Source organism: Streptomyces sp. NPDC003011 (assembly GCF_053591515.1).
Genome location: NZ_JBSFTY010000008.1, coordinates 74,753 through 95,223, shown reverse-complemented (window position 1 = coordinate 95,223; position 20,471 = coordinate 74,753). Strand labels below are relative to the sequence as shown.

The window sequence follows — 20,471 nt, the reverse complement described above, 5'->3', positions numbered from 1 at the left end:
GCGGGTCTGGCCTGAAGGCGGGGCGGCACGCGCGCGGGCCCACGGCGACTGGTCGCCGTCGAGGCCGCACCCCGGCCTCTCGGCCGGCAGGGGTGACGTGCCGCCCCTGCCGGCCCACGATGATCAGTTCTCCCCCGGCCGGTGCCGGGGGTCGTCGGTGTCTCGGCTCTCCCGGGTCTCTTGGATCTCTTGGATCTCTTGGATCTCTTGGATCTCTTGGATCTCTCGTGGCGGCTGCGTGCGGGGGGTGTCGTTCGCGGTGAGGTGCTCCAGGACTTCGACCAGTTCCTGGCAGGCCCGCTCGACCGAACGCCGGGTGTTGCGCTGCTCAGTGATCACGGCCGACAGGAGCAGGGCGGTCAGGGCCATGGAGCCGTTGAAGGCCTGCAGTTTGATCATCACCTCGATGCGGCTCAGCCGGTCGAAAGGCCCGACCTCGTCCGTCGCGGCGACGGTGGCCATGACGGACGTGAACAGGGCACAGAGCATGCTCCCGGCCAGCTGGAAGCGCAGCGCCGCCCAGATCAGCAGCGGGTAGACGAGGAACAGCAGACTGGCCTCGTTGTGCGTGGCCAGCGGGACGACACCACAGGCGATGACGGTCAGCCCCGCGGCCTCCTTCCACCGGGACATCCGCAGCGGCAGGCGGGCCCCGTGCAGCAACAGCAGGAGCGGGGTGACGATCAGGACGCCCATCGCGTCGCCCACCCACCAGGCCAGCCACACCGGCCAGAAGCTGTCCATGGCGATCTGGTCCGTGATCACGAGCATGCCGACGCCGACGGTGGCGCTGATCAGCATGCCGGTCAGGGCGCCCAGGAACACCAGGGCGAGGCCGTCCCGCAGCCGGCTGAGATCCGTACGGAAGCCCACTCTGCGCAGCATCAGGTAGGCGCAGACGGGGGCAGCGGTGTTGCCCAGCAGGTTGCCGAGCACCTCGGGCCGCAGCGAGGTGAGGTGCCCGATGATGAGCAGGACACCGAGGGCGATGCCGGGCCAGGCGCGCAGCCCGAAGATCAGCAGGCAGGCCACCGCGACGCCTGTGGGCGGCCAGATGGGGGTGAAGACAGCGCCCTCGACGGCCAGGTTCCGCAGAAGTCCCAGCCGCCCCGCCGCGTAGTAGCAGGCGGCGACCGCCAGCGTCCGGAGGGCGAAGACGCCAGGCCGGCGCAGATCCTGGGTACTCACCACACCAGCCATAAGACACCGGTGCCGCGCTCCCGGCGAGGCGGGAGACGTGGCGTGCCGCTCTATGGCTGACCTTCGGGCCCCGCCCTACGGCTGATCCTCGGGCCCGTCGTAGCCGAGGACCAGCACCGCGGCGTCGTCCTCGTGGCCCACGCGGTCGGCGCCCTTGAGCACGGCGGCGGCGAGCGAGTCCGCCGTCATGCCCGCCACCGCGGCGACGCCCGCGAGCCGGACCACCTGGTCCAGCCCTTCGTCGACCTCCAGCAGGGGGCCTTCCACCACGCCGTCCGTGAGCAGCACGAACACTCCGCCCGTGGTGAGCCGGTGCCGGGTCACCGGGTAGGTCATCCCCTCCTGGATGCCCAGGGGCGGGCCCGCTCCCCCGCCGGCGATGCCGGACCGTCCGTCCGCGGTGGCCCAGACACACGGGATGTGTCCGGCCCGCGCGCTCTCCAGCACGCCGGTGGACGGGTCGAGGCGCATGAAGGTGCAGGTGGCGAACAGTTCCGTGCCGAGGGACAGGAGCAGGTCGTTGGTCCGGGCGAGGAGTTCGCCGGGCTCGCTCGTGACGGAGGCGAGTGCGCGCAGTCCGACCCGCACCTGCCCCATGAAGGCGGCGGCCTCGATGTTGTGGCCCTGGACGTCGCCGATCGACAGTCCGATGCGGCCGTCGGGCATCGTGAAGGCGTCGTACCAGTCACCGCCCACGTTCAGGCCGTGACAGGCCGGGGCGTAGCGGACCGCGAGGTGGTAGCGGGGCGCCGTGGGCATGTCCGTGGGCAGCATGCCGCGCTGCAGGGCGATGGCCAGCTCGACCCGGGAACGTTGCAGTTCCGCGTGCTCGCGCGCCTGCGCGGTCAGCGATCCGAGCCTGGTCAGCAGCTCGTCGCCGTCGTCCGTGGGGCGCGTGCGGGACATTGATCGCTCCGGGGAGGATGTTGACCCGTTCGGGGGCGATATCCCCAAATGGTCCTTATCGGATGATAGCGATGTCGGGGCCTCCCCTGGAATCCCCGGCCCGCCGCGGTCGCGGGCCTCGTGCTGTGCGGCTCTGCCGGCCCGGCACCGACGAGGACGACGGCGACGACGCGCCGCGCGTGGGCGCAGGCGCAGGCGCAGGCGCAGGCGCAGGCGGGGGGCATGGGCGTAGGCGCAGGCGCAGGCGAGGATCGCGGCCGGTCGTGGCGGAAGGGCCGCGGACCGGGCAGCGCCGCGCGAGGAGACCGGCGTGGACCGACGGCAGCCGCCCTGTCCGTCCGCGCGGCCGACGCGGTCCTCACGCGCCGGTCCGGCCCGGTCGGACCGTCCCGATGCGCGCCCCAGCCCGCCCAGTCGGCCCGCCCGGTCGGCCCGCCCGCCCAGCGTGCTCGGGCTTCCCGCCGTGCGGGTCGAGAAAGTCCGTCAGGGCCGGGCGCAGGTGGGTACGGCATACATGGGCTGCGTGGGCTGCGTGGGCTGCGTGCACTGTGGCTCGACGGCGGCCGGGTGGGCGTAGGGCACGCGTACGGGCGCATGCCCTCGACGCGACCGTGGGACCGGTCGCACGGGACGGCGTGGCCGGCTTCCGCCACCGGACGTCGCCGAACGTCGCCGACACCGACACCGACGCCGACACCGACACCGACACCGACACCGACGAGCCGAACGGTGCTCCGCCGGCGCGGGAGCCGGATGCCCGCGCGACGACAGGCCGGCATCCATGGTGACGCGGCCTCGACCGCCGCCGAGGCGGGCGATGTCCCCTGACGCACGAGCACACGAGCAACGGACCAGCCGGGTAGACCGGCCCGGCGTCCGCCTCCCCCACTCAACCCAGTCGGTTCCGACCGCCGTTGGGATGGCGAGCGGCATTCAGCCGTACGGCACCTGTGGTTCCCCGACGCGACCCGCCCTGCACGCCTGCGGCACCTCGGACGCGGCGCGGACGCCCCGTCCGGCCGGTGGCCCCTCGCTCGCGCCGCGACCCAGGCGGTCGCCGCCCTCGGCGGTGGTTCCGCTGGACCTTGAGGGTCGTATGGGCAGGCCGCGGACGGGCAGGCCGGTCGCCCGGCCGGGCTGGGCGCCATCGCGCGAGATCCCGCCCCGAAAGGGCGCACGTTCGCCCGTGTGAGCGCCTTGAGTGGTGGGATCCCGGGGTCTGACTGACGGTGGATCACGTCGAGGCCGGGTCAGTCCAGCTGACGTGACGCCAGCTGCCCGCGCCGAGACGGAAGGAATTCCGGATGCGCTCCACACGCATGCTCCTGGCCACAGCGGCCGCCTCCGCCGTTCTCGCGATCACCGCGCCCGGCGCCTACGCGGGCGACTGGGACCACGAGGACTCCTCCTACAGCAAGGAGCACGACAAGTACGGCAAGCACGACACGCCGCGCGGCGGCATGCACACCGGTGGTGGTGCGCTGACCGCGGTGAACGAGGACGAGTGGGGCACCGCACGGGACCCGAAGCACGACCCGGAGACCTACAAGGACCCCAAGCAGGAGCCGGGAGCCAAGGACCCCAAGCACGACTCCGAGAGCTACAAGGACAGCGAGCACGAGAAGGACTCCTACAACGGCGAGCACGAGAAGGACTCGTACAGCGGTGACCACGAGAAGGACGGGTACGGCGGTGACCACGACAAGCCCCGCGGCGGCGTGCACACCGGTGGCGGCGCGCTCGCCTCTCCGGGGGTGACCGCGGGCGGTCTCGCCGTCCTGGCGGTCGCCGGGACCGGTCTGTACGCGGTGCGCCGCAACAGGTCGGCCCACAACGCGGCCTGAGCCATGCCTGACGCGATAGCAGTCCGGGCCGCCGCCCCGCGCGGACGGCGGCGGCCCGGCCCGCTTTCGTGTGTTCCCCCCCCTGTGCTGCCGTGCCCGAGTGAGAGTGAGGTGCTGTCCGATGGCAGCCGGTCCTTCTTCCCCGACCGAGAGCGAGCCGGTGCCGGCCGAGCGGAGCTCCCGCGTCGGGCTGGCAGTGCTGTGTGCCGTGGCCGCCCTGGTACTGGCGGTGAGCCTGTTCGGCGGAGGAGACACGCCGTCAGATGCCTCCCGCCCGCCGCAGGGCGCGCAGGCCGCCGCGCCCGTCAGCCCGTCGGCCGCCTCCGCCGGCCTCCGGCCGGGCAAGCACCTGCCCCGGTCGAAGCCACTGCGCCTGATCATTCCGAAGATCTCGGTCGACGCCCCCTTCACGGACCTCTCCGTCGGCCGGACCGGGCAGCTCGAAGCGCCGCCCGCCGACGACGTCAACCTCGTGGGCTGGCACGCCAAGGGGTCCTCGCCCGGCGAAGCGGGCACCGCGATCATCGCCGGGCATGTCGACACGGCCACCTCCCCCGCGGTGTTCGCCGAGCTCGGCGAGCTGGAGAAGGGCGACACCTTCCGGGTCGTGCGGGCCGACCGGCGCAAGGCGGCCTTCGTGGTCGACAGTGTGGAGACGTTCGACAAGGACGACTTCCCGGACCGGCGCGTGTACGGAGACACTCCGCAGGCTCAGGTCCGGCTCATCACCTGTGCGGGTGACTACGACCGTTCGGCGCAGGACTACACGGAGAACCTGGTGGTCTTCGCGCACCTGGTCTGACCCTCGCCGCGCGTCCGCATCCTGACCGGTGTCAGGCACCGGTGAACGCCGGGGTCTCCCAGGGTCGCCGAGCGAGGGAGCGGCGGCCGGAGTGGCCGGACGTACGACGCTCGCTCCTCATATGCCGCCGCGCCTCGGGCAGGGCCCTGAAGTGGTGTGGCCATCCTGCATCGACTACGCCTGCACGAAGCTCGGCAACAACCTGAACGGCCGTGTCCCGCGCGCACTGCTCGTGTGCGACGGCCACGACCTCGCCTGGACCGCTTGGTACTGACCGCCGGTCAGCCCGTGCCGGTCAGCCCGTGCTGCGGCTGCCCCGCAGCGCCAAGTTGCGCCGTTCAACTTTCCGTCCTCGAACTTCCCATCGGCGGACAGTTGAACAATGTAGTTACTTTTATCCTAATTTGTCGGCATAAGAGGCCGGAATTAGGAGAACCGGAATGTAGTCCCAACCGAAGCTCCTGAAGGGGATGGTCATATGACTCCCACCGAAGCTCGCGTCACCGACGTCACCGAGATCCACGACGCCGACGTCGAAGCAGCACTCGACCCGGCCGAGGCCGACGGCATCTTCCGCGACAGCCGCGAATGTGCGGCGCTCGCCCTGTCGTCCGGCTCGACCACCCTCCTGCTGTCGCCTCCGACGCCGCGGCCGAAGAAGGGCTGACGGGAGGAACGCATGAAGCAGTCAGGCACTTCGACCCGCTTGACGGGCGCAGTGCAGGACCTCGCTTCGGAGGTGGTCTCCGCCCTACGGGGTGGGGACCACCTCCCCCTCGTCGACAGCCCTTCGGGGCCCGACGAGACCGGACCGTCCGGCGACCTCACGCTCGCCGCCGTACGGGTACTCGGAGCGGATGTCCTCCTGCCGAACGTCCTGCGTCCCCTCCCTCCGCACCCGGACGACCTCGCGGTCGTCAGGAAGGCGGTGGAGGCGTTCCCGCCCTCCGCGGGCGCCTCGCCCACCTCACTGTGGAGCCATTGGGCCATGCATCAGGCACTGCTGCGGCTGGAGGCACCCCTCGACGGGGCGCGGGCCGGCGGCACGGAGCCGGCGGCCGGCTGGCTCGACGACGCCCCCTGGCAGTTCCTGACCCACCAGCTGGCGGTCCTCGCACCGCTCGCGCTCCCCGCGGGCGACTGCGCGGTGGCCCGTGCGGCACACGGTCGCCCGGTCGACGTCGCGCGGGGGTTCGTCCGCGCGGTGCGCCGCCGCGACTGGCTGCAGGCGGCCGGCGCGGGGCGCTGGCTGACCGTTCTCGACGGTGTGCCCGAGACGCTGGGCCTGGAGGCCGGGCTGGAGTTCGTGGCCCTGATGGGGGCCGACGACCCGCGGGTGGCCCTGCAGGTGGAGGCCGCGCGGCTCCTGCGCACCGGAGCGCCGGGGTGACGGCCCACGATGTCCAGGAACGGGGAGTGGCGGCACTGGGCTGGATCTCCGCGCACCGCGACGCGTTCCGGCTCGGAGAGGACGCGCTCGCCGCCGACGGCGATGTGAACGCCAGCTGGAAACCCCTCGGCGAACTCGCACAGGTGTGCGTATGCGTCCGCCGGCACACCGACCCGGCCGACCCGTGGCACGTCGCCGCGTCCGACCTGCTGACGTTCGCCTGGCAACAGACCGGGGAGGGCGCGCTCTTCCACGACCTGCAACGCCTCGAACCCTTCGCGACGTACCCCCTGGAGGTCTACGCCGCGTTCGCGTCGGCCGGCCTGCGGCACGCGGGCTACGAACACGCCGCCGCGACGGTGGCCCGCACCCGCGGCTGGCGATCGACCGAGCAGGAACCGAACCGGCGCCTGAGCGTGCTCAACTCCGAACGCCGCAGCCGTCTCCCCCTGCACGGGAACCCGCCCGAAGCCCTGCGGCGCACCTGGCTGGGCGGCCTGCCGGAACCCTGGACCTTCGAACGCAATGCCGGCTACACGCTCACCCATGTCGTCTTCCACCTCACCGACTGGGGCCTGGACACCCGCGGGCTGCCGCCGGACGTGGCGACGTACCTCCGGCACTGGCTTCCGCCCTGGCTCGACACCTGCCTGGAGGACGAACAGTGGGACCTGGCCTGCGAACTGCTGGCCGTGGCGGGCAGCCTGCCCCGCCTCCCGGAGTCCACGGTGCTCGCGGACGCCTGGGACCGGATCGCCAAGGCGCAGGACGACTCCGGTGCCGTGCCGGAAGTGGGCCCCGGACGCAGCGGCCGGGAACCGGAGCGGTCCTTCGCCGGCTGCTACCACTCCACGTTGATGACGGCCTTCGCCGCCGCCGTGACCGTGGCCCGGCTGCGGGAGGCCGGCCGCGCGCAGGGAGCACTCCTATGACCAGCACTCGTCTCATCCACAGCGTCGGCGTGGGCGCCATCGAATGGCTGTACGCCCACCGCGACGGATTCCGGCTGGAACCGGACGTCGACCCCGAAGTCGGTTTCCTGGAACGCTTCAAACCGGTCGGTGAACTGGCCCTGATCTGCAAGGTGCTGTTCCGCGAGGGGGTGGCGGGCTCACGTCAGGCCCACCTCGCCCGGCAACTGCTCGACCACGCCTGGCAGCACACGCTCGACGGCGGCCGGATGCTGGTCCGCGGGCAGCGCACCGAGCCGATCTCCCCGATCCCCTTCGAGGTGTACCTGCCCTTCAAGGAACTCGGGTACAGCCACCCCGAGGTGGAGCGGGCGGCCCGGCTCAACCACCGTCTGGAGGGCTACGCCGCCTTCGAACTGACGCCCGTACGCCGCCTCGGCCTGTCCGCGTTCCAGCGCCGCTTCGGCCTGCCGCCCCAGCCGCCCGAGGCCGACGTCGTGGGCCGCACCTGGCTGGGACGCACACCCGAGCCCTGGACCGTCGAAGGGCACATCGCCTACGACATCACCCACACCGTCTTCCACCTCACCGACTGGGGAGAGCGGCCCGAGGGCCTGCCGCCCCGCATCGCCGACTACCTGGCCACCTGGCTGCCGGTGTGGCTGGACGACTGGCTCGACCTGCAACGCTGGGACCTGCTCGGCGAGCTGCTCGTCATCGACGCCTGCCTGCCGCGCCCCACCCTCGACGAACGGGCCTGGAAGGGCTTCGCCGCGGCCCAGCAACCAGACGGCGCGATGCCCGCCCTGCGCACCATGCCGCAGGGCGACCCGGACCAGGTGTTCGACGTCGTCTACCACCCCACGCTCGTCGCCGCCTTCGCCTCGGTGATGGCCACGTCCCGCGCCCTGACCCAACTGGCGCACGCACCCGCATGACGCCCCGGCACGCGCCCTGGCCGGGCGAGCTCCTCGACACCGCCGACGCACTGGACACCGCCGGCCGGCTCCCGGACGACGGCACACCGCCCGACGGCGAACCTGCCGTTCCGCACGCGGACATCCCCCGCGCGGACATCCCCCGCGCGGACATCCGGCACGCGGACATCCGGCACGCGGACGACGACCTGCTGGGACGACGGCTCGACGCGGCCGTCGACGCCGTCCAGGCACCCGACGTCGTCTTCGCCCTGTCCCGGAACGGGCACCGCACCGTCCGCTGCGGCGGCACCGCGCCGACCCCGCCGGTCCCCCGCAGCAGCCTGCGCTACGAACTGGGCTCGGCCTCCAAGACGTTCACCGGACTGCTGCTGGCGCGGCTGACACGGTCCGGTCCGCTGTCGGGGGGCGAGCCCGCCGCCGCGCTGCTGGACCCGGGCCGGCGCTGCGGGCGTGATCCCATCACGCTCGCGCACCTCATCACCCACACCTCCGGGCTGCCCGGCCTGCCCCCCGACTTCTACCGCCGGGCGCTGCCCGCCTGGCACACCAACCCGTACGGGCGGTATCCGGACGAGCGGGTCGTCGACGCCTTCCTGGCGCACCGGCAACGGCGCCGGCCGGGCACGCACTGGCGCTACTCCAACTTCGGTGTGGCGGTGCTCGGGCACGCCCTGACGGCCGCCACCGGCGTGCCCTGGGACGTGCTGCTGGCCCGGCACGTGCTGCTCCCCCTGGGTCTCGACGGCATCGCCCTGCACCCGGGCGGTGCGGACGTCGACGCCATCGGTCACCGCCGGGACGGCACCACCCCCACACCCCCGCTGGACGTCGGCGGGTTCCAGGCGGCCGGCGCCGTCCGAGGCACGCCGGACGACCTGCTCACCTTCGTCGAGGCGCATCTGACGCCGTCCCGCACGCCGTTGGCGGACGCCCTGCGGACGGTGCGCCGCCCCGTGCTGCGCCGCGGCCTCGGGCGCCGGCACGTGCACACGATCGGCTGGTTCCAGCATCCGACCGAGCACGGACCGATGTACTTCCACTGCGGGGCGACGCTCGGCCAGCAGGCCTTCCTGGGTTTCTGCCCGGGTACGGGCACGGCACTGGCCGCCGTGTGCACCCGCCGGTTCCGCGCCCGCGACACCTTCGTCCCCACCGCCTACGGCCTGGTGGCCGAGCCGTAGCGAGCGCGGCGGCACCCGCGGCCGGGCGGCACGCGCACCGGAACGGGTGCGCGTGCCGCCCGGCCGTCGAATCAGGTCACAGGCGCTGCCACAGCGCGGGCGTCGCCGCGGGCTGCCAGACGCCCTGCGACTGGTGGCCCTGGAGGCACAGGTAGGTGATGCCGTCGTACGTCACCTGTGCTCCGGTGTCGTAGACCCGGCCGCTCGACCAGGTACCGGACTGCCCGGCGGGGGCGCCGGGGGTCTCGGTCTGCGCCGCGTTCGTCTTCAGCACGAGGCCGAACTTGCTGAGCACCGGGTTGATCGGCTGGTAGAAGGTGGTGCCGCCGGTCTTGCAGTCGCCGGAGCCGCCCGAGGTGACACCCTGCGCCTGCGTGCCCGAGATGTACGGGCCGCCCGAGTCGCCCGGCTCGGCGCACACCGTCGTACGCGTCACGCCGTCGACGGTGCCCTCCGCGTAGCTGACGCTGGTCTCGTGCTGCTCGACCGTGCCGCAGTGCCAGCCGGTGGTGGAGCCGGAGCGGCAGATCGCGGCGCCGACCAGGGCCTGCACCGAGCCGCCGACCTGGGCGTTCGTGTCCCCTTCGCCCTTGACGTCGGGCGTCGCGGACCAGTCGCTGTTGGCAGCGACCCACGACATGTCCTGGGCGGGGAACACGGAGGCCTGGAAGGTGCCCTGGGGCACCTTGTTGAAACCGGTGGTCTTCTCCCCCGCCTTCCCGCAGTGCCCCGCGCTGGCGAATCCCTGCTGCTCCGCCTTGGTGACGGCGAACCCGATCGAGCAGCGGGCGGTTTCCTCGATGTAATAGGCGTCGCCGCCACGGATGTCGTGCAGGGCGCGCGGGCGGTCCGCCGAGACCTTGACGTCCACCAGCACGCCGTCGACCTTGGCGGCGGCGACCAGGGCGTCCCCCGCGGCACGGCTCGTGGCCTGGACGGTCACACGGTTGGTGCGCACGTCGACGTACCGTACCGGCGCTTCCAGGGCGGTGGCGGCGGTGACGGCGGCGTCCAGCTTCGCCTTGGCCGCCTTGAGGTCGTCCAGGCCGGTCTTGACGACGGCGGCTTTCGCCCCGTCGGCCTCGATGATCGGGACGTCCGCGGCGTCGGTGGTGGCGACGGTGAGCTCGGCGGAGGTCGCGCCCTTCACCCAGGCGCCCGCGAAGTGCTTGCCCAGGGCGAGTTGCAGCCGTCCGGCGCGGGTGCCCGCCTCGGCCTCGTTCTCCAGCCGCGCCCTGGCCTGGCTCTCCGTCAGTCGCAGGTCGCGCCGCAGCGCGCGCAGCACCGCCGGCGACGGGGAGTCGGCGCCGAGGGTCCGCGCGGCCGAGGGTCCGTCCGCCGGGGCGGAAGGTACGGCGGCCGTCGCCTCGGGCAGTCCCGTCAGCACGAGCGTGCCGAGCGTGGTCATGGCGGCGCAGGCCGCACCGATGTGTCTGTTGGGCATGCAGGTCTCCTCGGTCGCAGCGGAAAGAGGTCTGGATCAGTAGGTTTTGCCGCGGGTCGGGCAGAAGATGTCCGGCGCCCGGCGGTTCCGCGTATCGGACGACAGGACGGGACCCGCCCGGCGCAACGGGGTGCCGCTCACGCGGGTTGCAGCCCCGGGCTGCCCGCCTCGACCACGAAGGAGGCGGCCGTCGTGACCGCCGCTCCGGGAGTGGTCACCGCCGAGACGGTCCTGAAGTCGGCCTGCGCCTCCTGCTGCCCGAGTTCGACCCGCACGTAGCCGCGCCGCCCGTTGTAGAACTTCAGGTGCGGGTTGGCCTTCATGTAGGTGTCCCAGTTGGCGGGCTTCTCGGCGCCGTCCTTGCCGCTCGCGACGGAGGTGGCGACGATCTCCGTGCCGAGGGTCCGGGACGCGGGATCGTCGAAGACGTCCTTGATGTCGAAGGCGTAGGCCACGTGGACGTCGCCGGTCAGCACCATCAGGTTCTCGACCCCGGCCGACTTCGCTCCGGTGAGGATGCGGTTGCGTGAGGCGCGGTAGCCGTCCCAGGCGTCCATGGACATCAGCGCCTGCTCGTTGAGGTCGAGCCGGCGCTGCGAGAAGCAGACCTGCTGGGGCATCACGTTCCACACCGCGTCGGAGGTCCGCCAGCCCTCGATCAGCCAGTTCTCCTGCGTCTGCCCGGTCATGGTGCGCGCCGGATCGTCCGACTCGGGCCCCGGCACGTGCTTGACGTCGCCGTACGCCTGGTCGGAGCGGTACTGACGGGTGTCGAGCACGTCGAACTGGGCGAGGGTGCCCCAGTGGAGCCGCCGGTAGAGCTGGAGGTCGGGGCCGACGGGCTTCTGGGCGCCGCGCAGCGGCTGGTTCTCCCAGTAGGCGCGGTAGGCGGCGGCCCGGCGCACCAGGAACTCCTCGGGCGGGCTGCCGTGCTCGTCGACGGCGCCCGCGTAGTTGTTCTCGGTCTCGTGGTCGTCCCAGGTGACGATGAAGGGGTGCGCCGCGTGGACCGCCCGCAGGTCGGGGTCGCTCTTGTACAGCGCGTACCGCAGCCGGTAGTCCTCCAGCGTGACGGTCTCCTGGTTGAAGATGTCCGGAAGGGTGCCTTTGGGGTAGCCGCGTGCGCCGCCTGCGGAGTTGACGGGGTACTCGTACAGGTAGTCACCGAGGTGGAAGACCACGTCGACGTCGTCCTGGGCGAGGTGGCGGTGGGCGGTGAAGTAGCCGTCGTGGTAGGCCTGGCAGGACACGGCGGCGAAGGTGAGGGTGGCGGCGGTGGAGGTGCGGGCGGGTGCCGTACGGGTGCGGCCCGTCTCGCTGATCCACGACCCCGCCCTGAAGCGGTAGTAGTACTCGCGGCCGGGGTCGAGGCCGTCCACCTCCAGGTGCACGGTGTGGTTGTACTCGGGGTGGGCGATCTCGGCGCCGCTGCGGACGACGACGGCGAACCGTTCGTCCATGGCCACCTCCCAGAGCACCGCGGCGGCGAGCCCGGCCATTCCGCCGCCCGGCTCGTATGGGGAGGGGGCCAACCGGGTCCACAGCACCACGGATTCGGGCTGCGGATCCCCGGAGGCGACGCCCAGGGTGAAGGGGTTGTCGGCGATCTTGGCGGTGTCCAGCTCGCCCCTGCCGGCCGCGCCCGCGGCCGGGACGTTCGTGGTGAAGGCCAGGGCGGCGGCCGCGGCGGTGAGGGAGAGGAAACGGCGGCGTCCGAAGTGACGGGCTGCGGCCCGCAGTTCGCGGTCTGCTGAGCTCATACGGTCCTGGTTCACGGTCGGCGGTGCGCAGACATGCCGGCTCCACAGGCCCGAACCGGAATGCAAGGGACGTGCGGATACTAAAGAGACAAAGATCGAAATCCTGACAATCACACGGCTCACTACGCCACCCGTGGGTCGACGGACGTCCGCCCGCACCCGTTTCCAGCCGTCGCACGCATTGACATGCACTCGTCGTGACGCGACGCTGAGAGCGCTCTCAGAAAGGTACGGACCAGACTCCGTACCGGACCCGCACGGAGGTGGAGCGTGCTAGGAAGACTCAAACCCCGGCTCACGTCCGCGACGGCGGCGGCCGCGCTGCTGGTCTCACTGCTCACGCTGGCGGCGCCGGCGCCCGCCCGGGCGGCGGTGCCGGACACGATCCCGCTGAAGCTGACCAACAACTCCGGCCGCTCCGGGCCGGTCTACGTCTACACCATCGGTACGTCACTGACCGACGGCCGGCAGGGCTGGGCCGACGCGAACGGCACGTTCCACGCCTGGCCCGCCGGCGGCATACCGCCCGTCCCGGCACCCGACGCGTCCATCCCCGGACCGGCCGCCGGAGAGTCGAAGACCATCCGGATCCCCAAGCTCTCCGGCCGGATCTACTTCTCGTACGGGCAGAAGCTCGTCTTCAAGCTGGCCACCGGCGGCGTGGTGCAGCCGGCCGTGCAGAATCCGAGCGACCCCAACCGCGACATCCTGTTCAACTGGTCGGAGTACACACTCAACGACTCCGGTCTGTGGCTCAACAGCACACAGGTCGACATGTTCTCCGCCCCCTACGCGGTCGGCGTGCAGCGGGCCGACGGCTCCACGGTGAACACCGGACACCTCAAGCCGGGTGGCTACAACGCCGTGTTCAACGCCCTGCGGGCGCAGTCGGGCGGCTGGGCGGGGCTGGTCCAGACCCGCTCGGACGGAACGGTGCTGCGTGCACTCTCGCCCGGTCACGGGGTACAGACCGGCGCCCTTCCCGCCTCGGTGATGAACGGTTACATCGACCGGGTCTGGCAGAAGTACACGACGCAGACGCTGACGGTGACCCCGTTCGCCGACCAGCCCGGCACCCGGTACTTCGGCCGGGTCTCCGGCAACGTCATGAACTTCACCAACACCGCCGGCGCGGTCGTCACCAGCTTCCAGAAGCCCGACGCGGACAGCGTCTTCGGCTGTCACAAGCTGCTCGACGCGCCGAACGACGCGGTGCGCGGACCCGTCTCCCGCACGCTGTGCGCGGGATTCAACCGCTCCACGCTGCTGGTCAACCCCAACCAGCCCGACACCTCCGCGGCGAACTTCTACCAGGACGCCGTGACCAACCACTACGCGCGGATCATCCATGACCGGATGGCCGACGGGAAGGCCTACGCGTTCGCCTTCGACGACGTCGGTCACCACGAGTCGCTGGTGCACGACGGCAGCCCGCAGCAGGCGTATCTGACGCTGGACCCGTTCAGCTGAGACCGGCGTGGTCAACGGGTGGTGGGGGCACCGCCGTCGCCGCGCGAGCGGGGCGGGTTCCGCTCCAGCAGGGCCGCGGACTCGGCGACCCCCACTCCTGTGTGCTCCTCCACCGGCGCCAGCCGTCCGTCGGCCGACTTGAGTTCGGTGGGCGCGGCGTCGAAGGCCCGGTGTGCCGCGACAGACACGGCGTGCTGCAGATCGCCGCGTCGACGCCCGGCTCGGACAGCTCGCCGAGCGAGATCCGGGGGGGGACCTGCCGCCCGCGATGTGGTTGAACACAGCAGCACGGGCTTGACGCCGACCACCGCACGGGTCCGGCGGATCCGCTCCACGCTGCGCACCCCGTCCGCCAGCACCACGTCGGCGCCGGTGGCGGCCAGGGACTCCCCCGGCGGCAGCACCCGCTTGCCGTCCGCGTGTCCGCAGCGGCGCGGGCGCCTCTGGTCCTCCAGGACCACTCCTCAGGCCCCGATCCGCTCCAGGATCTCGGCCTCCTCGAGCGCGGACCGCACGCCGTGCAGGGTCTCGTACAGGTACGAGTGCCGCTCGGGTGCACCACCACGACCACCGTGTCCCCGTCCGTGCGCAGTGGGTCGCCCGCGGGCACCTCCGGCGCGGACAGCGTCGAGTGCACGACACCGTGTCCGCGGCGCGACCTGCCCTCGCGACGCCAGGAGCAGGCCCCGCGCGCCGTCGGCGAGCGCGCTGGTGGCGTACGACGACGTCCTCGCGGGTCTGGGCGCCATTGCGCTCACCGCCGTGGCCCCGCCCAAGGCGGAGACCTCGGTGTCGACGTAGCCGTCGTCGATGTCCACCAGCAGGTCGTGCCGCGGGAACGCGCCGCGCAGCCGCTGGACGAAGGCCACCATGTCCGGCCAGGCGATGAACCCGATGCCGGGCAGGCCGTAGTGGGAGACTTCTCCGGGCAATCGTTAGGATGACGCGCATCGATCACACGCACATATGCGTGCTGGGAGGCCCTCGTGCGGGACTGTTCGCCATGGACGGTGGCCTGTACGGGCGCTGGTACGCCGACAGCCTGCTGTACGCGGTGCTGGACGCCGCGATCGGCGCGGATCCGGGCCGTGCTGGACGTCACCGACCCCGAAGTGCTCCCGCCCGAGCATCCGTTGTGGTCCTGCGAGAACGCGCTCATCACCCCTCACCTGGCCGGATCCGAGGGCAACGAGTGGCGCCGGCTGGCCGACCACGCCGTGGCCGAGACCGCGCGCTGGGCCTCCGGCGCCGGGTTCCTGCATCCCGTACGACGCGAAAGGCTGGCGTACCTGGCATGAGCATCCCGTTCGAACTGCCCGCGGACGACCGCGAGTCGAGCCCGTACACCGGCTACACCCGAGCCCACTGGGAAGCGGTGGCGGACGGGCTCCTGACGGCGGCGTGGCGCTGGGCCACGCCCGGCGGCGCGCTGCTCGACCTGCCCGGCCCGCCCTCACGTTCGGGGGTGCGCTCCGACGGGCTGGAGGGATACGCCCGGACGTTCCTCGCGGCGGCCTTCCGGGTGGCCGGGGCCGGCGGGGACGATCCGCACGGCTGGCTGGAGCGCTATGCGCGCGGTCTCGCCGCGGGCACCCGCACCCCGGGCCGCGACGACACCGAGTCCTGGCCGCTGATCCTCGACCACGACGTGCAGGGCCAGCCCATGGTCGAGTCGGCGTCCGTCGCGCTCGGGCTGCGGCTGACGGCGCCCTGGCTGTGGAAGCACCTCGACGACGGCGTACGGGACCGGGCCGAGGAGTGGCTGCGCGGGGCGCTGCGGCACACGCCCGCGCCGAACAACTGGTACCTCTTCCCCTACACGGTGGCCGGGTTCCTGGAGTCGGTCGGCCGGGGGGACGCCCGGACCGCGGCCGTGCGGGAGCGCGCGCTGGAGCTCATGGAGACCTGGTACCGGGGCGACGGCTGGTACGCCGACGGCGACGGACGCGCCTTCGACCACTACAACGGCTGGGCCCTGCACCTGTACCCGGTGCTCGACGCGCACCTCGCCGGCGACACCGAACGCGCCGCCCGCTACGGACCCCGCCTGCGCGCCCACCTCGACGGCTTCGCGCTGACGTTCGGCGCGGACGGGGCGCCCCTGCACTTCGGCCGGTCCCTGTCGTACCGGTTCGCCGCGTCGGCGGCCGTCGGCCTGGGCGCCCTGACCGGGGACACGCCGCTGTCCCCCGGCACCTCACGGCGGCTGGCGAGCGGGAGCCTGCGCTACTTCCTGGAGCGCGGGGCGCTGACCGACGACGGACTGCTGAGCCTGGGCTGGCACGGCCCGCACCAGGCGACGCTCCAGTCGTACTCGGGCCCGGCGTCCCCCTACTGGGCGTCGAAGGCGTTCGTGTCGCTGCTGGCGCCCGCCGGCCATCCGCTGTGGACGTCCCGGGAGGAGCCCGCGCCGGTCGAGGAGGCCGACCGGGTGCTGGCCCTGCCGTCCCCGGGGCTGCTCGTGCAGGCCACGCGCGCCGACGGGATCGTACGGCTGCACAACCACGGCAGCGACCATGTCCGCCCGCACGAGGGGGAGGCGCCGGAGGGCGACGATCCGCACTACGGGCGTCAGGCGTACTCGACCCGGACCGGGCCGACCGCGGCCGGGAACGTCGCCGACAACCACCTGTCCCTGGAAGTCGGCGGCCGGCACAGCGTGCGGCGGCGGATCCACCCCCTCGGCGCGGGTCACGGCGACGGCTGGGGCTGGGCGGCGTCCTGGCACCGGCCCGTCTTCGCCGGCGGGCCGCCGATGGTGCCGGGGCTGCGGGTGGAGAGCGTGACGGTGGCGCACGGGCCCTGGGAGCTGCGGGTGCACCGGGTGGTCGGGGCTCCGGCCGACGCCCGGGTGACACAGACCGGGTGGGCCACCGGGCCCGAGGAGGACCTGGTGTCGGCGCTGCACGGCCTGCACGGCTGGAGCGGGCCCGCCGAGCAGGCCCGCGCGCCGCAGGGCACCGCGTACACGCGCTGGGCGCGGGTGCCGAGGCTGATGGGCCGGGCCGGGGGCACCACGGTGCACGTCAGTGTCGCGACGCTGACCGGCGAGGCGGTGGCGGGCGACCCGGGCGGGGCAGTGACGTCCGTGGCCGTCGAGGGCACTGACGTCGAGGTGGTGTGGGGCGAGGACGGGACACGCACGCGGATCCGGTTCGATCCGGTGCGGGTGTCGCACGAGCCCTGACAGGCCCGCGCCGTGCGACACCGGTCAGGCCGTCTCACTGGGCGTCGGGCGCCTTGATGATCTTGCCGTTCTCGTCGATGGTGCGGGTGCTCCAGTAGGTGTCCCACGTGTCGCCGACGTGCTCGGGGACCTTGCCCTCGGGGTAGCGGACGTACCCCTTCGGCGGTTCCTCGCCGTCGGACACGCACGCGCTGCCGGTGCTGCCCACCGCCAGGACCGGGTACTCTCCCCCGCCGCAGCTCGCGTCCGCGGTCGAGCAGCCGACCAGCAGCGCGGCGCTCACGCCGGCCAGCGCCAGGCCCCATACCGGCCGCATCGCGGCGGACATCCGGTGAACTCGCTCGGTGTTGCGCACAGTTGCTCCCCCTGAGTGGCTTGTGGCACCAGCCTGCGTGAGGCGGACGGATCATTCATGAGTACGCGTACTCATGATTCCCGGTCGGCCTGCCCAGGTGAGGGAGGGCGCCCCGTCCGGCACGGCGCGCCCCCTCTCCCGCCGGCTAGCCGCCGAGTGCCGCGAGGACGGACGTGTAGGCGGGCTTCTTGTTGTAGTTGCCGTCGAACAGCAGCGGGGTGCCGCTCGCCCGCCACGAATACTTGTCGGTGACGCCCCACACCGTGATGCCGGTGCACCGCGAGACCGCCAGGCAGGCCTTCACGACGGTGCTGTAGCTGTTCGCCTGGGCCGTTCCGGAGCCCTCGATGTCCAGTTCGGTGATCTGCACGTCGACCCCGAGGTCGGCGAACCGCTGGAGATTGGCCCGGTAGTCGGCGGGAACGGGGGACGCGCTGTTGAAGTGGGACTGGAAGCCCACGCAGTCGATCGGCACGCCGCGCGCCTTGAAGTCCCGGACCAGGTTGTAGACGGCATTGCTCTTCGCGTTGACGCCGTCGGTGTTGTAGTCGTTGTAGCAGAGCTTGGCGGCCGGATCCGCGCCGCGTGCCGTGCGGAACGCCTCCTCGATGAAGCCGTTGCCGAGCTTGTCCTGGAACGGTGAGCTGCGCCGGGCGCCGCTGGAGCCGTCCTGGAAGGCCTCGTTGACGACGTCCCAGGAGTGGATCTTGCCTTTGTAGTGGCCCATGACCTGGGTGATGTGGTGGTTCATCGCCGTTCTGAGGTCGGCGGCGGCGAGCGTGCCGACCCAGCCGGGCAGTTGGGAGTGCCATACCAGGGTGTGGCCGCGGACCTTCATGCCCTTGCTCTGCGCGTGGCTGACGATCCGGTCGGCGGAGCCGAAGGTGAAGGCTCCCCGGGTCCGCTCGACGGCGTCCCACTTCATCTCGTTCTCGGGCGTCGCGGAGGTGAACTCGGTGTTCAGCGTGGAGACATACGCGGCCTCGCCCAGGTGGTTGGCGGCGACCGCGGCACCGAAGTACCGGCCCTTGCCGGCCGCCGCGGAACCCAGCGTGCTCGCGGCCTGGGCCGTCCCGGACAGGGCGGCGACGCCGGTGGTGGCGAGCAGGCCGGCCATACCGAGGGCGGCGATGGAGGTGCGGGTGACCATCTCGTCCCCTTTCTCATGATTGTTGTGGTCATGACACTTCGAAACTTTCGAACCTTCTTCCGAAGAGTGCGGGAGACGTTACGACTGGCGGTTCCCGTCGTCAACGCTTCGCACAGGACCGCTCCGGCGGACTTCCAAGAGGCCCTCGCACCCGCGACATTCGCTCTCGGGAGCGAAACTTTCGGCGGCTTCCCGCCGCTTCCCGCCGCTTGTCACGCTGTGACGAACCACTGCCTCCGCGTACTCACCTCAGGCAAACGCCACCCCGATCCACCCGGACCGCCCCTCCGTCGCTGCCATATTCGAAGGCGATTTCGGAGGTGCTTGTGACGACTGAGGCGACAACGTCCGAGGCACGACAGACCGCGCCCTACACACCCGACCACACCACCGACCGCACCGCCGACCGCACCACCGACCGGATCGCCGACCTGGAACGGCGCCGGGCGGCGGCGGTGGCCCCGGGCGGACCGAGGAGACGGGGGGAGTTCGGCGCACGGGAGCGGATCGAACGGCTGCTGGACGCCGGTTCGTTCACCGAGACGGGTCTGTTCGTCCGGGCCCGGTCCGCCGGGGACGGAGCCCGCCGACCGTACGGCGACGGGGTGGTCACCGGGACCGGCACCGTCGACGGCCGTCCCGTCTGTGTGTTCGCGCAGGACTCCACCGTCTTCGGCGGCAGCATGGGCGAGGCGTTCGGCGAGAAGACCGTCGCCCTCATGGACCTCGCCCTCAAGACCGGCTGCCCGGTCGTCGGACTCAACGACTCCGGCGGCGCCCGCATCCAGGAGGGCGTGGCCTCGCTCGCCCTCTACGCCGAGCTCGTGCGCCGCAACGTGCAGGCGTCCGGGGTCATCCCGCAGATCTCGGTCGTCCTCGGCCCGTGCGCGGGCGGGGCCGCCTACTCGCCGGCGATCACCGACTTCACGGTGATGGTGGACGGCGCCTCGCACATGTTCGTCACCGGCCCCGACGTCATCGAGACGGTCACCGGCGAACGCACCACCGCCGAGGAACTGGGCGGCGCGCACACCAGCAACTCCGTCAACGGCAACGCCCACTTCCTCGCCGCCGACGAGGAGGAGGCCCTCGACACCGTCCGCGACCTGCTGTCGTACCTGCCCGCCAACAACCTGGAGCGGCCACCGGAGTACGCCCCCGCACTGCCCGCCGCCGACGGCGTGCCGCTCGACGAGGTCGTCCCCGACCGGCTCGGGCAGGCGTACGACATGCGGGACGTGCTGCGGGCGGTCGTCGACGACGGTGAACTCCTCGAGGTGCAGGAGCTGTTCGCGCCGAACATCATCTGCGCCCTGGCCCGGGTCGAGGGCCGCTCGGTCGGCATCGTCGCCAACCAGCCGCTGCACTCCGCCGGCGTCCTCGACATCGACGCCTCCGAGAAGGCCGCGCGGTTCGTGCGGTTCTGCGACGCGTTCGGCCTGCCGCTGCTCACCTTCGCCGACGTCCCCGGCTATCTCTCCGGGGTCCGTCAGGAGCACGGCGGCATCATCCGGCGCGGCGCCAAACTGCTGTACGCGTACGCCGAGGCGACCGTGCCCAAGGTCACCGTGGTGGTGCGCAAGGCGTACGGCGGCGGGTACGCCGTGATGGGCTCCAAGCACCTCGGCGCCGACGTCAACCTCGCCTGGCCCACCGCCCGGATCGCCGTCATGGGCGCCGAGGGCGCGGTGGGCCTGCTGCACCGGCGCGAACTGGCCGCCGCCGCCGACCCCGAGGCCCTGCGCGCACGGCTCGTGACCGGCTACGAGAGCACCTACGGCACCCCCTACCTGGCCGCCGAACGCGGATACGTCGACGCCGTCATCGCCCCCCGCGAGACCCGCGACCAGATCTGCCGCGCCCTGCGCTCCCTGCACGGCAAACGCGCCCCGATGCCGCAGCGCCGGCACGGCAACATCCCGCTCTGACC

18 protein-coding genes and 4 pseudogenes are annotated in these 20,471 nt (G+C 72.3%); 13 read left to right on the top strand and 9 right to left on the bottom strand.

Annotated elements, in window-relative coordinates; all coding sequences use genetic code 11:
* Nucleotides 1-123: 123 nt before the first annotated feature.
* Together ACWD0J_RS06435 and ACWD0J_RS06430 are read right to left on the bottom strand one after the other, a co-directional pair.
* Complete coding sequence (locus ACWD0J_RS06435) at nt 124-1,200, bottom strand: MASE1 domain-containing protein (RefSeq protein ID WP_451494611.1); 1,077 nt, start codon at nt 1,198-1,200, stop codon at nt 124-126.
* Between the two features lie 75 nt (nt 1,201-1,275).
* Nucleotides 1,276-2,106: a PP2C family protein-serine/threonine phosphatase gene (locus tag ACWD0J_RS06430; RefSeq protein ID WP_451494610.1), complete on the bottom strand. Its 831-nt coding sequence runs from the start codon at nt 2,104-2,106 to the stop codon at nt 1,276-1,278.
* Nucleotides 2,107-2,717: 611 nt separating this feature from the next.
* Here ACWD0J_RS06430 and ACWD0J_RS06425 point away from each other — a divergent pair.
* From ACWD0J_RS06425 to ACWD0J_RS06385, 9 genes are all read left to right on the top strand, one after another.
* Nucleotides 2,718-2,894, top strand: a complete 177-nt coding sequence (locus ACWD0J_RS06425) for a hypothetical protein (RefSeq protein ID WP_451494609.1) — start codon at nt 2,718-2,720, stop codon at nt 2,892-2,894.
* 516 nt (nt 2,895-3,410) lie between these two features.
* Entirely contained in the window at nt 3,411-3,950 is a 540-nt protein-coding gene (locus ACWD0J_RS06420) for a hypothetical protein (RefSeq protein ID WP_451494608.1), read from the top strand.
* Between the two features lie 121 nt (nt 3,951-4,071).
* Nucleotides 4,072-4,752 carry a class F sortase gene (locus ACWD0J_RS06415; RefSeq protein WP_451494607.1) on the top strand — a complete coding sequence of 227 codons (681 nt, stop codon included), beginning with the start codon at nt 4,072-4,074 and terminating at the stop codon, nt 4,750-4,752.
* Nucleotides 4,753-4,843: 91 nt separating this feature from the next.
* Complete coding sequence (locus ACWD0J_RS06410) at nt 4,844-5,026, top strand: hypothetical protein (protein WP_451494606.1); 183 nt, start codon at nt 4,844-4,846, stop codon at nt 5,024-5,026.
* Nucleotides 5,027-5,230: 204 nt separating this feature from the next.
* The gene (locus ACWD0J_RS06405; RefSeq protein WP_451494605.1) at nt 5,231-5,419 is read left to right on the top strand and encodes a hypothetical protein; all 189 of its coding nucleotides are present in this window, start codon (nt 5,231-5,233) and stop codon (nt 5,417-5,419) included.
* A gap of 12 nt (nt 5,420-5,431) precedes the next feature.
* Nucleotides 5,432-6,142: a hypothetical protein gene (locus tag ACWD0J_RS06400; RefSeq protein ID WP_451494604.1), complete on the top strand. Its 711-nt coding sequence runs from the start codon at nt 5,432-5,434 to the stop codon at nt 6,140-6,142.
* On the top strand, nt 6,139-7,074 hold the full coding sequence (locus ACWD0J_RS06395; protein ID WP_451494603.1) for a DUF6895 family protein: 936 nt from the start codon (nt 6,139-6,141) through the stop codon (nt 7,072-7,074). Before ACWD0J_RS06400 ends, ACWD0J_RS06395 begins: the two co-directional genes overlap by 4 nt.
* A complete protein-coding gene (locus tag ACWD0J_RS06390) occupies nt 7,071-7,991 on the top strand; it encodes a DUF6895 family protein (protein ID WP_451494602.1) in 921 nt (306 codons plus the stop codon). The genes ACWD0J_RS06395 and ACWD0J_RS06390 overlap by 4 nt, the downstream gene beginning before the upstream one ends.
* The gene (locus ACWD0J_RS06385; protein ID WP_451494601.1) at nt 7,988-9,175 is read left to right on the top strand and encodes a serine hydrolase domain-containing protein; all 1,188 of its coding nucleotides are present in this window, start codon (nt 7,988-7,990) and stop codon (nt 9,173-9,175) included. The genes ACWD0J_RS06390 and ACWD0J_RS06385 overlap by 4 nt, the downstream gene beginning before the upstream one ends.
* 76 nt (nt 9,176-9,251) lie before the next feature.
* Here ACWD0J_RS06385 and ACWD0J_RS06380 read toward each other — a convergent pair whose 3' ends face one another.
* Together ACWD0J_RS06380 and ACWD0J_RS06375 are read right to left on the bottom strand one after the other, a co-directional pair.
* Nucleotides 9,252-10,619, bottom strand: coding sequence for a carbohydrate-binding protein (locus tag ACWD0J_RS06380; protein WP_451494600.1), 1,368 nt, complete (start codon nt 10,617-10,619; stop codon nt 9,252-9,254).
* A 137-nt stretch (nt 10,620-10,756) separates the two neighbouring features.
* Nucleotides 10,757-12,379 (bottom strand): alkaline phosphatase D family protein, encoded by a 1,623-nt coding sequence (locus ACWD0J_RS06375; RefSeq protein WP_451494599.1) that lies wholly within the window; start codon nt 12,377-12,379, stop codon nt 10,757-10,759.
* A 270-nt stretch (nt 12,380-12,649) separates the two neighbouring features.
* Between ACWD0J_RS06375 and ACWD0J_RS06370 the strand changes: the two genes are divergently transcribed.
* Nucleotides 12,650-13,849 (top strand): glycoside hydrolase family 64 protein, encoded by a 1,200-nt coding sequence (locus ACWD0J_RS06370; RefSeq protein WP_451494598.1) that lies wholly within the window; start codon nt 12,650-12,652, stop codon nt 13,847-13,849.
* An 11-nt stretch (nt 13,850-13,860) separates the two neighbouring features.
* Here ACWD0J_RS06370 and ACWD0J_RS06365 read toward each other — a convergent pair whose 3' ends face one another.
* The 3 genes and pseudogenes from ACWD0J_RS06365 to ACWD0J_RS06355 all read right to left on the bottom strand — a co-directional run.
* A complete protein-coding gene (locus ACWD0J_RS06365) occupies nt 13,861-14,037 on the bottom strand; it encodes a hypothetical protein (RefSeq protein WP_451494665.1) in 177 nt (58 codons plus the stop codon).
* A 105-nt stretch (nt 14,038-14,142) separates the two neighbouring features.
* Nucleotides 14,143-14,340, bottom strand: a pseudogene (locus ACWD0J_RS06360) (isocitrate lyase/PEP mutase family protein); the annotation flags it as partial.
* A 291-nt stretch (nt 14,341-14,631) separates the two neighbouring features.
* Nucleotides 14,632-14,766 (bottom strand): annotated as a pseudogene (locus ACWD0J_RS06355) (isocitrate lyase/PEP mutase family protein); the annotation flags it as partial.
* A gap of 153 nt (nt 14,767-14,919) precedes the next feature.
* On the opposite strand from ACWD0J_RS06355, the pseudogene ACWD0J_RS06350 reads away from it, so the two are divergent.
* Together ACWD0J_RS06350 and ACWD0J_RS06345 are read left to right on the top strand one after the other, a co-directional pair.
* Nucleotides 14,920-15,147 (top strand): annotated as a pseudogene (locus tag ACWD0J_RS06350) (NAD(P)-dependent oxidoreductase); the annotation flags it as partial.
* Entirely contained in the window at nt 15,144-17,036 is a 1,893-nt protein-coding gene (locus tag ACWD0J_RS06345; protein ID WP_451494597.1) for a DUF2264 domain-containing protein, read from the top strand. The pseudogene ACWD0J_RS06350 and the gene ACWD0J_RS06345, both read left to right, overlap by 4 nt.
* Nucleotides 17,037-17,070: 34 nt before the next feature.
* Here the strand turns inward: ACWD0J_RS06345 and ACWD0J_RS06340 are convergent, their stop codons facing one another.
* The gene (locus tag ACWD0J_RS06340) at nt 17,071-17,364 is read right to left on the bottom strand and encodes an SCO0607 family lipoprotein (RefSeq protein WP_451494662.1); all 294 of its coding nucleotides are present in this window, start codon (nt 17,362-17,364) and stop codon (nt 17,071-17,073) included.
* 175 nt (nt 17,365-17,539) lie between these two features.
* A pseudogene (locus tag ACWD0J_RS06335) lies at nt 17,540-18,508 on the bottom strand (endo-1,4-beta-xylanase); the annotation flags it as partial.
* Nucleotides 18,509-18,867: 359 nt separating this feature from the next.
* Here ACWD0J_RS06335 and ACWD0J_RS06330 point away from each other — a divergent pair.
* Entirely contained in the window at nt 18,868-20,469 is a 1,602-nt protein-coding gene (locus tag ACWD0J_RS06330; RefSeq protein ID WP_451494596.1) for an acyl-CoA carboxylase subunit beta, read from the top strand.
* The last annotated feature ends 2 nt before the right edge of the window (nt 20,470-20,471 follow it).